This is a genomic window from Streptomyces deccanensis, from assembly GCF_022385335.1.
GTDB lineage: Bacteria > Actinomycetota > Actinomycetes > Streptomycetales > Streptomycetaceae > Streptomyces > Streptomyces deccanensis.
In genome coordinates, this window is record NZ_CP092431.1 from 9,304,151 (window position 1) to 9,316,381 (window position 12,231).

The 12,231-nt window shown below is 73.3% G+C and carries 13 protein-coding genes; 6 read left to right on the plus strand and 7 right to left on the minus strand.

Features of this window, described 5'->3' with window-relative positions:
* The first annotated feature begins 4 nt into the window (after positions 1 to 4).
* A complete protein-coding gene (locus tag L3078_RS40945; RefSeq protein WP_239759278.1) occupies positions 5 to 844 on the plus strand; it encodes a pentapeptide repeat-containing protein in 840 nt (279 codons plus the stop codon).
* Here L3078_RS40945 and L3078_RS40950 read toward each other — a convergent pair.
* Entirely contained in the window at positions 812 to 2,293 is a 1,482-nt protein-coding gene (locus L3078_RS40950) for a cytochrome P450 (protein WP_239759279.1), read from the minus strand. The genes L3078_RS40945 and L3078_RS40950 overlap by 33 nt on opposite strands.
* Before the next feature lie 118 nt (positions 2,294 to 2,411).
* On the opposite strand from L3078_RS40950, the gene L3078_RS40955 reads away from it, so the two are divergent.
* Positions 2,412 to 3,020, plus strand: coding sequence for a TetR/AcrR family transcriptional regulator (locus tag L3078_RS40955; RefSeq protein ID WP_239759280.1), 609 nt, complete (start codon positions 2,412 to 2,414; stop codon positions 3,018 to 3,020).
* A 118-nt stretch (positions 3,021 to 3,138) separates the two neighbouring features.
* A complete protein-coding gene (locus tag L3078_RS40960) occupies positions 3,139 to 3,864 on the plus strand; it encodes a DUF2470 domain-containing protein (protein ID WP_215453771.1) in 726 nt (241 codons plus the stop codon).
* Here the strand turns inward: L3078_RS40960 and L3078_RS40965 are convergent.
* The 5 genes from L3078_RS40965 to L3078_RS40985 all read right to left on the minus strand — a co-directional run bounded on the left by L3078_RS40965 (position 3,832) and on the right by L3078_RS40985 (position 8,837).
* On the minus strand, positions 3,832 to 5,088 hold the full coding sequence (locus L3078_RS40965; protein ID WP_239759281.1) for a lactonase family protein: 1,257 nt from the start codon (positions 5,086 to 5,088) through the stop codon (positions 3,832 to 3,834). The two genes, L3078_RS40960 and L3078_RS40965, sit on opposite strands and share 33 nt — an antisense overlap.
* A gap of 168 nt (positions 5,089 to 5,256) precedes the next feature.
* On the minus strand, positions 5,257 to 6,417 hold the full coding sequence (locus L3078_RS40970) for a GyrI-like domain-containing protein (RefSeq protein ID WP_239759282.1): 1,161 nt from the start codon (positions 6,415 to 6,417) through the stop codon (positions 5,257 to 5,259).
* Positions 6,418 to 6,496: 79 nt separating this feature from the next.
* A complete protein-coding gene (locus L3078_RS40975) occupies positions 6,497 to 7,753 on the minus strand; it encodes an FUSC family protein (protein WP_239759283.1) in 1,257 nt (418 codons plus the stop codon).
* Between the two features lie 104 nt (positions 7,754 to 7,857).
* Positions 7,858 to 8,352 (minus strand): FBP domain-containing protein, encoded by a 495-nt coding sequence (locus L3078_RS40980; protein ID WP_239759284.1) that lies wholly within the window; start codon positions 8,350 to 8,352, stop codon positions 7,858 to 7,860.
* A 158-nt stretch (positions 8,353 to 8,510) separates the two neighbouring features.
* Positions 8,511 to 8,837 carry an MmyB family transcriptional regulator gene (locus L3078_RS40985; RefSeq protein WP_338059549.1) on the minus strand — a complete coding sequence of 109 codons (327 nt, stop codon included), beginning with the start codon at positions 8,835 to 8,837 and terminating at the stop codon, positions 8,511 to 8,513.
* Here L3078_RS40985 and L3078_RS40990 point away from each other — a divergent pair.
* From L3078_RS40990 to L3078_RS41000, 3 genes are all read left to right on the plus strand, one after another.
* Complete coding sequence (locus L3078_RS40990; protein WP_239759285.1) at positions 8,814 to 9,377, plus strand: zinc-binding dehydrogenase; 564 nt, start codon at positions 8,814 to 8,816, stop codon at positions 9,375 to 9,377. The genes L3078_RS40985 and L3078_RS40990 overlap by 24 nt on opposite strands.
* 166 nt (positions 9,378 to 9,543) lie before the next feature.
* Entirely contained in the window at positions 9,544 to 10,518 is a 975-nt protein-coding gene (locus L3078_RS40995) for a phosphotransferase family protein (protein ID WP_239759286.1), read from the plus strand.
* A gap of 69 nt (positions 10,519 to 10,587) precedes the next feature.
* The gene (locus L3078_RS41000) at positions 10,588 to 10,848 is read left to right on the plus strand and encodes a hypothetical protein (RefSeq protein ID WP_239759287.1); all 261 of its coding nucleotides are present in this window, start codon (positions 10,588 to 10,590) and stop codon (positions 10,846 to 10,848) included.
* A gap of 146 nt (positions 10,849 to 10,994) precedes the next feature.
* Here the strand turns inward: L3078_RS41000 and L3078_RS41005 are convergent, their stop codons facing one another.
* Positions 10,995 to 12,023, minus strand: a complete 1,029-nt coding sequence (locus tag L3078_RS41005; protein WP_239759288.1) for an SDR family oxidoreductase — start codon at positions 12,021 to 12,023, stop codon at positions 10,995 to 10,997.
* Positions 12,024 to 12,231 lie beyond the last annotated feature (208 nt).

The window sequence follows — 12,231 nt, forward strand, 5'->3', positions numbered from 1 at the left end:
CCGTATGGAACAGAGATCCGGAGAAGCCCTCGATCCGCTTGCCCTGAGTGATCTGCGCGCGGACTGCGGCAGCTGCTTCGGCCTGTGCTGTGTCGCCCTGCCCTTCGCCCGCTCGGCGGACTTCGCCGTCGACAAGCCGGCGGGCAAGGCGTGCGGCAACCTCCGGGACGACTTCCGGTGCGGTGTCCACGACCGGCTGCGGACCGAGGGGTTCAGCGGCTGCACCGTCTACGACTGCTTCGGTGCCGGGCAGAAGGTCTCGCAGGGCACGTTCGGCGGCGAGAGCTGGCGCGCGGGCGGTCGCGAGCACGCCCGGCTCATGTTCGACGTCTTCCCGGTCGTCCGTCAACTCCACGAACTGCTCTGGTACGTGACCGAATCGCTGACCCTCCCCGCCGCCCGCCCCCTGTACGCCGACCTGCGCCGCGCGCTCGACGAGACCGAGCGGCTGACCGGGCGGACGGCCGAGGAGCTGGCGGAGCTGGACGTCGCCGCGCACCGGCAGGACGTCAACGCCCTGCTGCTGAAGGTCAGCGACCTCATGCGCGCGGGCGCCGGACGCAAGCGGAACCGGCGGGGAGCGGACCTCATCGGCGCCCGCCTCAAGGGCGCCGACCTGCGCCAGGCCAACCTCCGTGGCGCCTACCTCATAGCCGCCGACCTGACCGGCGCCGATCTGCGCGGCGCGGACCTGATAGGCGCCGACCTCCGCGACGCCGACCTCACCGGCGCGGACCTGACCGGCGCCTTCTTCCTCACCCAGCCCCAGCTCAACGCGGCACGCGGCACCGCCGGCACCCGGCTGCCGACCTCAGTCACCCGCCCCGGCCACTGGACGACGTGACCGCCGCTCCACGTTCAGCCGCAGCCCCTCCGGCATCAGGGTCAGCCGTTCCGCCACCCGCAGCCGGTACCCCGGCTCCGGGCTCAGCTCGTACCGGCGCAGCAGCAGGCCCAGCACCAACGTGGCCTCGTGCAGCGCAAACTGGCGGCCGATGCAGGCCCGGGCCCCCGTGCCGAACGGCTTGAACGTGTGCGGTGCCCGCGAGCGCACCGCCGCCGCGTCGAAGCGGTCCGGGTCGAACCGGTCGGCGTCGGCGCCCCACACCTCCGGGTCCCGGTGCAGCATCGCGGTCAGCACCAGCGCCCAGGCGCCCCGCCGCATCGGATGGACCCCGCCCAGCACGGTGTCGGCGCGGGCCTCCCGGGAGAAGGCGGGCGCCGTCGGCCACAGCCGCAGCGCCTCGTCGAGCACCCGCCGCACGTACCGCAGCCGGGCCACCTGCTCGTAGCCGGGCCGCGCGGTGTCGCCCCAGACCCGGTCCACCTCGGCGCGGGCGCGGGTCGCGAGGTCGGGGTGCCGGGCGAGGTAGTGCAGGGCGAAGGACAGGGCGCCGGACGTGGTCTCGTGCCCGGCGACCAGGAAGGTGATGACCTGCCGTCGGACGTTCTCGGCGGACAGCCGCTCCCCGGTCTCCGGATGCGACGTCTCCAGCATCCGGTCGAGCAGATCGCCGTCACCACGGCCACCCGGGTGGCCGCGACCGGACGCCTGCCGCGCCCGCACCACCGAGTCGACCGTCTCGTTCAGGAACGCCATGTCGGCCCGGTTGCGCCGGGCGGCGCCGCGCAGCAGCGGCATCAGCGGGTCGGGGACGATGTTGCGGCGCTGCGCGTACGTCAGGGTGCCGACCATCGCGGCGACGAAGGGGTGCGGCCGGTCGCGCTCGAAGGAGCCGAAGTCATGGCCGAAGCCGGTGCGGGCGATCGTCTCCAGCGTCAGCTTGGTCATGTCGCCGGGCACGTCCACGGCGCTGCCCGCCGCCCCTGCCCGGTCCCAGTGCTCCATCAGCCGCTCGGCGACGTCGAGCATCATCGGGTGGTAGCCGGCCATGGCCTCCCGGCTGAAGCCCGGAGCCAGGACGTCGTGCGCGAGCTGCCAGTTGGGCTCGTGGTTGTACGCCGTGAAGAGTCCGTCCCCGGCCACCGGGCGCAGATTGGCGACGCCGACGCCCACGTGCTTGGCGAACCGTGACTCGTCCGCCATCTCGGCCGCGAGCGCGGCACCCCCGACGAAGACGACCTCCTTGCCGAACGCCTTCCGCCGGAAGATCGGCCCGAGCCGCCGCCCCAGGCGCACGGACTCCTGCACCGGAGTCCGCACGTTCGTGCCCAGCGCGTCGCCGATGACGGGGATCCGGTACGGCGGGTGCGGTATGCGGCGCAGTTCGGGCCAGCCCAGCTCGGCGCTGCGGAATCCCCTCACCGCCGTGGGCCCTGTCGTCGCCGTCATGACCACACCTCCCTCGCGCGCACGCCTCGGCGAAGCCACCGCGTGGCTGTTGTACTCGGGTTCAATAGCGGCATCAGTCTCGTCCCGCTGTTGAACCCACGTCAAGTAAAGTGACGGCATGGCAGCCAGGCAGGGAGAGCGCCCCCGTCGCCGGCTCAGCACCGAGGAGCGGCGGGAGCAACTGCTCGCGGTCGGGGCCCGGCTCTTCTCGGAGAGCCCGTACGACGACGTGTGGATCGAGCAGGTGGCCGAGATCGCGGGTGTCTCCCGCGGGCTGCTGTACCACTACTTCCCGAACAAGCGGGTCTTCTTCGCGGCGGTCGTGGAGCGCGAGAGCGAGCGGATGCTGCGGATCATGACCCCCGCCCCCGGGGGCTCGGCGCGCGAGCGGCTGGCCAACGGGCTCGACGCGTTCCTCGCGTACGTCGAGGAGCACGCCCACGGCTTCCGGGCCTTCCACCGCTCCGACGCCACCGGTGACCAGACCGTGCGCAAGGTCTACCAGCGGGCGCTGGCCTCCCAGGAGGCCCAGATCCTGGCGGCCCTGGCCTCGGACGCGGAGTTCGCGGCGGCGCTCGACGGGCGGCCGGAGATGCGGCTGGCCGTGCGGGGCTGGCTGTCGTTCACCACGGCCGTCTGTCTGGAGTGGCTGAGGGGCTCGGAGTTGTCCCGGGAACAGGTGCGGGACCTGTGTACGCGGGCCCTTTTCGGGGTGCTCGTGCCCTGAGCGGGTGCCCCGGCCGGTTCGCCGCGGCGAACGAAAAGTCCATGGACTGCCGGACGGTGGTTGGCGTACGCCCCGATCTTCGATAGGTTAGGCAAGGCTTACCTAATGGAGGTTTGGGATGGGTGACCGTCACACCTGGACGGCCGCGCCCGCCGCGGCGGAGCGTGCCCGCTCGGTGCTCGCGGCGGCGTGGTCCTGCGCGGTGACCGCCGAAGGCGGCCGCGAGGAGTTCGTCGGCGCGCACAGCGTCACGGAGGACGGCCGGGTGATCCTGTGCGTCCCCGAGGACAGTACGCTCGTCGCCGCCGCGATCTGCGCACCGCGCGGCGAGCCGTCCGCCGTGCTGGAGTTCGCCGATGTCGCGCCCGTCCCCGTGCGCAACCGGATCCGGGCCCGGCTCTGGATCGCCGGCTGGTTCGCGCCCAAGGACGGCGACCTGGAGTTCAAGGCGACCCGCATCGTGCTGCGCGAGCCGTCGGGGGCGGTCGTGGTCGACCTCGACGAGTTCGCCGCCGCCGCGCCGGACCCCCTGGCCACGGCCGAGTCCCGGCTGCTGACCCACCTCGCCGACGCCCACCCGGACGCCGTCGAACGCCTCACCCGGCTCGTCCCCCACGACAGCCTGCACGGCGCCGTACGCGTCCAGCCGCTCGCCGTCGACCGGCACGGACTGACCCTGCGCATCGAGCGGGCCCGCGGCAACGGCGACGTACGCCTGACGTTCCACAAGCCCGCCGACGACATGGCACAGCTCACCGAGCGGATGCACATCCTGCTCTCGCAGGCGAGCGCCGCGTCCTGCCCGCGCGCCCTACAGCGGCAGCGCACAGACGGCGACGGGTGACGCGAACGGCGCGCCCGCGCGCCGCAGTTCACCGCTGCCCGCGTCCACCTCGAAGACGCTGACCGCGCTCGACCGCTGGAGCGCCGCGAACAACAGGCCGCCGTCCGGCGACAGGGCGATCTGGCGCGGGAAGTCCCCGCCGACCGGCACGGTGTCCAGCAGCCTCAGCCGGGCGCCGTCCGCCTCGACCGCGTAACGCGTCAGACTGTCGTGCCCCCGGTTGGCGAGGTACGCGTACGCGCCGTCCGGCGTCACGACGAACTGCGCCGGGTAGTTGGTGCCCGACCCCGTGCCCGTGGGCTGCGGCGGGCCCGGCGAGAGCCGCCCGCGGTCGGGCTCGTAGGCGCAGACCACGACTGTGTTGTCGACCTCGTTGGCGAGATAGGCGTACCGGCCCTCGGGATGGAACGTCAGGTGCCGGGGCCCCGCACCCGGGCTGACGCTCGCCCGGGAGACCTCGGTGAGCGTGCCCCGGGACTCGTCCAGCCGGTAGGTGTAGACCGTGTCGGTGCCCAGATCGACGGCGAGGACATGACCGCCGTCGGGGCTCGTGACGATCTGGTGCGCGTGCGGCCCGTCCTGGCCGGGGCCCGGCGCCGGAGCGCGGTGCACCACCAGGTCCGTGCGCTCGCCCAGCGCGCCCGACTCCTCGACGGGGTGCACGGCGACACTGCCCGAGCCGTAGTTCGCGCTCAGCAGCCACCGCCCGCTCGGGTGCACCGACAGATGACAGGGCGCCTCGCCGCCGCTGCTCCGGGTGCCGAGGACCTTGCGGTCGGACAGCCGTATGGCGGTCACTCCGCCCTCCGGCCGCTCGTTCACGGCGTACAGCGTCCGGCCGTCCGGGTGGACGGCGAGGTACGACGGGTCGCCGACCCCGGTGATCGTCCCCTCGCCGGTGACACGGCCGCTCCGGGCGTCGTACGTCGCCACGCCGATGCCTTTGCCGCCGCCCTCGACCGACGTGTACGTGCCGATGTAGAGCGGCCGGGGCCCGGTGCGGGTGGGGGAGGGCGAGGCGGTCGCGGACTCGGTGCCCGACCCGGCGCCGGCCTCCGCCGAGGGGGCCGTCGGGGCGTTCGACGCGGGGGAGGGCGACGCGGGCCCGGACGTCCCGTCGGACCCCGAGCAGCCCGCCAGGGCAGCCGCTCCCGCTCCCGCCAACAGCCCCAGGGCGCGGCGCCTGCTCCAGCCGCCCCGGTCCCCAACCGTCTCGCTCGTCATTCGTGCACCTCGGGTGTCGGTTCTCTCGGCTGTCACCACCTTGACGGGTACGGGCGCCCCGGCGCAAAGCCGAAGGCGGGCGTCGCGCGCCGTGCGAAACCCGCCGTTCGTCCGTGCGCGGGCGGTCGGGGCCGCCCGCGCACGCCGCCGGTCTCTCCCGCCGGTGCCCTACCAGTCGCCGTCCTGGATCGGCTTGCCCGGAGCGTCACCGAGCGGCTTGACCTGGCCGGGGGCCGGTGCCTGCCACGGATCGAGGTCGTCGCCGAGCCAGTCACCGACGGGCTTCACGGTGCCGAGGGCGTCGGCCGGGGCGAGGTCCTCGGCGTCGTTGTCGTAGTACTCGAACCACGGGAGCCCGGCGCGGGTGTACGCCGCGCGGTCCACGGGCGACGGCGGTGGGGCCTCCCCGGTGATGCGGCGCCACTCGGGCGGGGTGACCAGGTGCACGAAGACCCGCCCGGCCGGCTGCTCGGCCCAGCTGCCGCGCGGCCAGGTGTCCCGGTAGACCTCCTGCCGCATCGACCCGCCGACCCCGAGACCCATCGCCGCAGGCGCCCGGGGCGGGGCCGCCGGAGCACTGCGCTGCGGGGCCGCGGCCGGCGCCGCCATCGGGTACGCGGCCCCCGGAGGCATCGGCCCGCCACCCGGCGCGGGCGGCAGGGGAGCCCCGGTGGCCGGGGGCGGCATCGGCACGGCACCCGGCGGCGGCATCGGGACGGGGCCCGTGCCGGCGAAGAGCGTGGTGGTGGCGAGCCCACCGAGCCCGCGCTCGGCCTCGGCGCGCAGCCGCTCCTCCTCCCGCCACACGGCCAACTGCTCGTCGTTCAGCGGGAACGACTGCAGCTGCACCCCGCCGAACACCTCCTCGCCGGTGACCTGGCCCTCGACCGTGGCACCGAGCCCCAGGGGGACGGCCACGAACTGCCGGACCGTGCCCTTGCCGGAGTTGATGCCGTCCAGCCACGGCTGACGCGGGAGGACGACGTAGTTCTGCGGATCGCGGGCGAGCGCGCCGGTCCACGGCTTGCCCGACACCGCGCACACCTTGCCCACGCCGACCTGGAGCGCGGCCGGTTCCGTGGAACCGCCGAAGTGCAGCCACATCGCCTCGCGCAGATACACGGGGAGCATCACGCCGCCGCGTGCCCGCATCTCCGGGGAGGTGGTGTGCGGGTAGTCCTCGACCCGGCGGATCGGAAAGTCGCCCAGACCGGGCGGGAGTTGGTGCGTGCCCTGCTCCGGCAGGCGCAGGGTGCGGATGAACCGCACCCGTACCCCGCCCGGCAGGCGCAGTGTGGTCCCGTCGATCCGCACGGTGCCTTCGGCCATTCCGTACGCTCCCCTCGTCGTCACGTCGTGCCTGGTCCCCCGGCAGGACGACGCGGCTACGACGTCCTGCGGTCCGGCGTCACTTAGCACGTCCGACGAGGCCGGACCGGTTCCGCCGACGGGGGCGCACGATGCGTACGCGGTCGCGCAGACGGGTGAGCCGGGGGGAGCGCTCGCGCTGTTCACGGGTGCAGCGGTCGAGCTCCTCCAGCAGCCGCTGGGAGCGGTGCTCGGTGTCCAGCTCGTCCAGCATGCGGTTGACCTCCGTCAGCACGGCACCGTGCAACTGCCAGTGGCTCGGGTCGCGCTGGACGTCCTCCAGGAGCAGCTGGGCGAGCTTGTCGCGGGTCGCGACGGCCGTCGACAACTCGGCGGCGAGCCGGTCCTCCGCGGACTCGGCGCTGCGGCTGACGTCGGTGGTGACCAGCACGGCGAAACTGACCACCGCGTCGCCGATCTCGGCGAGCAGCCGCTCGATGGCGGCCCCCGCCTGCGCGGAGAACAGCGGACTCGGCTCCCGCTCCTTGGCGAGGTCGGTGAGGGTACGGGCCAGCACCCGCAGGACCACCGTGCAGATCTCCAGCGTGTCCAGGCCGGTGCGCAGCACCACCCGGTGCAGCAGGCCCTCCCGGACGCGCGGATTGAGCTTCAGACTGTCCTCCGCCTGCTTGAGGGCCGCGTCCACCTCGACGATGTCGAAGTCGAGCTCCCGGGCCTCGTGCAGCCGGGCCGCCGCGGCCTCCGCCGGGGTGCGGCCCGCGGCCTCCTCGCCGACCCGTATCATCAGCCGCCGCATCCGCCGGGCCAGGTCCTCGATGGACTCACCGGCCGCCTCCACCCAGACCGGGGGCGCGAGCAGCAGGTTGAAGGCGAGTCCGACGACCGCGCCGATCAGGGTCTCCAGGACCCGCGCCCAGGCCGTGTCGCCGACCCGGGTGACGCCGAGCACCAGCATGGCGCTGATCGCCACCTCGGGCACGAACTCGCTCACCCGCACCAGATGCCCCACCGCGAGCGAGGCCAGGATGATCAGGGCGAGGCTCCACCAGGTGAGGCCCACCAGGACACTGAAGCCGATGGCGATGACGACGCCGGCGACCACCGAGTTCACCCGGCGGATGCCGGTGGTGAGGGTGGAGTAGAGGGTCACCTGCACGACCAGGAGAGCGGTCAGCGGAGCCGTCAGGGGCGCCGCCTCCGAGCTGAGTTGCAGGGCCACCACATAGGCCACCGTGGCGGCCGCCGCCGACCGCACCGACTGGACGATCACCGGGTCCTGTCGCCACTTCGCGACCCGGGTGTCGATCAGGCCCCACACATCACGTACGTCTCGCATCCTTGCGCTGTTCCCGTTCCGCCGCTCCTCCGAACTCCTGACCGAAGACAGTAGTCACCTGGGTGAGGGGGTACGAGGGCGGGAGACCACGAGGTCAGGGGGGCTCAGTCGTAGAGCTTCTCCAGGAAGGCGGACAGGTTGCCCACCGTCCGGGCTATCTGCTCCTCCACGGTGAGGCTCTCCTCGAACCGGCTTCCGGCGTCGAGGGCCTTCTTGCCGCGCACGTAGAGCGAGCACGCGAGGTCGGCGCAGAGGTACACGCCGACCGAGTTCCCCTCGCGCCCGGCCGTGCCCGCCTTCCGCGCCGTCATCAAGGAGACGCCGCCGCCCGGATGCGTCGTCAGACACACCGAGCACATGCTGCGGTGCAGGAACCCGCGTCGCGCGGAGGGGAGCCGCAGGGTGACGCCGACGAGTCCGCCCTCGCGCTCGGCGACCAGATAGCTCCGATCGGGTGCCCCCGGATCCCGCCAGCCGAGGAAATCCAGATCCGCCCACGACCGCTGCTCGAGATCACGGGGCACGAAGATCCTCTTCGCCTCCCCCTTCGAGCAGTTGACGAACGAGGTGCGGATGTCCTGCTCGGTGAGCGTCTTCATGACGGGCCTTCTCCGGTGAGGGTGGGGTGACGACGATCGGATCAGAACCTAGGAGCACTAGGTTTTCACCTAAGGTACGCGGAATCCTCGGGAGGGGCCAATGGTTTTGGGCTCGACGGAGCCACTCGGTCGGCGCGACGGTGGCGCACCGGCGAAGGTCAGCCGCTCACTGCCCGCAGGGCCCCCGGCCTGACGCCGTTGAGACGGTCCAGCGCGGTGGCCGTGGCCTGGTCGGCCGGCAGATGCACCACCAGGCGACGGCCCTCGTCCGCGAGCACGAGCGTCTCGTACGACAGGCGCAGGCGACCTGCCTCGGGATGCTCGACCACCTCGAGCCCGAAACGGGAGGGCGGGGCCGGAACAGCGGCGAGCCGGTCGCTGAACGGCGCCCCGGCCGCCGCCGTCAACTCGTCGGCCAGGACGGCGACATGAGGGTCGTGCAGTGAGGACTCGTTGCGCAGATGGGCGACCTGCTCGTCGGCCACCCGGTCCCGCCCGGGGACACCCTGCGCCTGCGCTCCGGCCAACGGCTGCTGGTGGTCGGCGCGAGCGGCGGCGTCGGCAGTACGGCGGTCCAGCTGGCCCACGCCTGGGGCGCTCATGTCACCGCCATCGCCGGCGCCGCCAACGCCGCGTTCTGCCGCGAACTCGGCGCCGACGTGGCCCTGGACTACGCCACCACCCCACCGAGCGCCCTCAAAGGGCAGTTCGACGCCATCCTCGACTGCCACGGTTCCTCGGTCCGCGACTACCGACGCGCCCTCCGCCCCGGCGGTCGCATCGCCTCGCCCTCCGCCGGCGCCATACCCTTCGCCCTGCTGTCCCTCGTCCTGCCCGGTCCGCGCGTACGCCTGCTCATGGCCAGCCCTCGACGCGCGGACCTGGAAACCCTCGCCGATCACGTCGACAAACAAGACCTGCGTCCGGTCATCGAGCGCGTGTACCCCCTGGACGAGATCCAGGACGCCCACCGCGCCACCGAAACCGGCCATGCCCGAGGCAAACGCGTCATCCGCCTCGTGTAACGCCTGGTACCCCAGGGCTGGATCTGATCCAGCCGCGCCGGCCGCCTCCGGTGCCGAACTCGCCCCCGCCGTCCGCTACTTCGGCCGTGACGCACCGGACGCGGACTTCCTGCCCACCCACCTGGCAGAGTGGGCCCGCACGCGCAGTTCGACGAGGGGGATCGCAGTGGACGGAACGGAACGCGCGCGGCTGGTCCTCACGGCGGCGGGGCTGCCGCCGGAGAGCCTCGCCGAGCGGAGGCCGCTCACCGGTGGCACGTACAACACGGTCGAGGAACTGCGCCTCACCGACGGCACCCGGCTCGTCCTCAAGGTCCCCCCGCCGCCCACCACGCCCGGTCTGGCCCACGAGCGCGAACTCCTCGGCGCCGAGGCCACGTTCTGCCGGGCCGCAGCGACCGTCGACGTCCCCGTTCCGCGCGTGGTCGGGGCCGCCTTCGACGAGAGCGCGCCGGCGGGCCGCCACCTCCTCCTCACCCACTGCCCCGGCACCGGATGGGACGGTCCGCTCACCGGCGGGGACGAAGCGCTACGACGGGAGTTGGGTGGCCTGGTCGCCCGGCTGCACCGGGTCACCGGACCCGGTCACGGCTATCCCACCGGCGCCCTCGGCCCCCTCGCCCCCGACTGGCGCACCGCGTTCACCACCATGTACGAGGCCGTCCTCGACGACGCCCACCGGTTCGGCGCCTGGCTGCCCCGCCCCCTGGACGAGGTGGCCCGAACGGCGAAGTCCGCGTACGACGCCCTCGACGAGGTGACCGTGCCGCGACTGGTCCACTTCGACCTGTGGCCGGGCAACATCCTCGTGGAGCGGGGCGACCCCGCGCGCGTGGGCGGCCTCATCGACGGCGAGCGCATGTTCTGGGGCGACCCGGTCGCGGACTTCGTCTCGCTGGCACTGCTGGGGGACGTCCGGCACGACACCGACCTCATGACCGGGTATCAAGAGGCGGGCGGCGTCGCCGAGTTCACGCCGTCGGCGGCCCGGCGGTACGCCCTCTACCGCAGCTACCTCGACCTGATCATGCTGGTGGAGACGGTGCCGCGCGCCATCGACGGCGACGACCTCGCATGGCGGCGGGAGCAGGTGGCACCGCACCTGACGGCCGCCCTGGACGAACTGGCCGAGAGCGCCTGACACCGCGTGTTTGAGTCGATCAGGTCGAGGTACCCGCGCGCGGTGCACGACAGCAGGAAGGAGCACGCCGTGGACGAACACCGCCTGGAGGGTCCCGGCGAGCAGCCGGACCCCATACCGAGGGACATGCCCGACCAGCAGGCGACCGAGGGCGAGGACCCGTGGGAGGCGGCGCCGACGCGTGCCGCCGACGACGACCGGGACGAGGACACCGGCGACGAGGCCACCGACGTGCCCGACACGGACGAGGCCGGGACCGGTCGGCAGGGCGCCCCGCGATCGGGCTCCGCCAACCCCGAGCAGCCCGTCCCCGACGAGCCCTCCGGCTGACCCACGCCGCCCGGCCCCTCGGCCGTGTGCTGCCCGCGAAAATCTGGCCCTGCGAGGACTCGGCGCCTCCCCGGTGGGACCCGGGGAGGCGCCGTCATGTCCGGGACGTATGTCCGTGACATCCGTGCCCGGAGCGACCGCCGTACTCAGCCGACCTTCCGCCCCCGCAGCGGTTCCGTGTCCGCCCCGGCCCCCTGCCGCAGCCCCTCCAGGAACTCCTCCAGCACTTCCACCGCCGTGCGCTCGGGCCGCCAGCGCAGCTCGTCGCGGGCCTTCGTGCAGTCCATGAGCGGCAGCCGCAGCACGGCGTCGAAGAGGTGCGGCGAGGCCGGCAGCAGCCGGAGGTTCCACGCGGCGGCGATCGCCGAGCGGGCCGCGACCCGGGGCAGTCGCACCGGACGGGACCCCAGCACCTCGCTGAGCAGCTCCGCGTCCACGGGCGACTCCGCCGCGAGGTTGAATGCCCCGCGGGCGTCGGAGTGCAGGGCCAGCCGATAGGCCCGGGCGGCGTCGTCGGTGTGCAGGGCCTGCACCTTCAGCCCGGGGATGTCGGGCAGGAACGGCAACAGGTCGGGCCGGGCCAGCTGCCCCGGCAGGAAACGCCCGCCGAAGATACGGCGCTGCTCGCTCGCCGACTCCCGCTTGAACAGGAACGCGGGCCGCATCCGCACCACCCGCACCCCGGGGTGCTCGTGCTCGAAGGAGTCCAGGGCCCGCTCCAGATACGCCTTCTCCCGGCAGTACGCGGCGTCCGGCCAGCCGTGCGTCGGCCACGACTCGTCGACGGCGCGGCCCTTCGGCCCGGGGGAGTAGGCGCCGACCGACGAGGCGTGCACCAGCGTCGGGACCTTGGCCGCCGCGACCGCCTCGAAGACCCGGATGCTGCCCAGCACATTGGTCCGCCAGGTCGCGGCCGGATCATGCGTCGGCTGGAACGCCCAGGCGAGATGGACGACCGCGTCCGCCCCCTCGAACTCCTTGACCAGATCTGCCTGCTCGGACCCGACGTCCACGGCCGACCAGTCCGTCTTCGCGGGGGACCAGTCGGGGACCCGCCGGGCCAGTCCCCGTACCCGGTCGACCCGCGCGTCCTCCGCGAGCAGCCGCACCAGGCTCGTCCCCACATTGCCGGTGGCGCCAGTGACCACGATCCTGCCGCTGGATTCTCCGTTCACCGCGGACTCCTCTCGCGCACGTCGATTCCTCCGGAGCCGCCCACGAGTACCCGGCCCCGGAGGATGCACGCGGCCACTACCGGCCACACCGGCGGTGCACGTGGAAAAGGAGAAGCCCCGACCGGGACGGGGGAATCGCGGTCGGGGCGGTCTGTGTGTGGGTGCGGATGGCGGTCGCCTCTCGGCGAAAGGCTCCACAGGGCTTCAG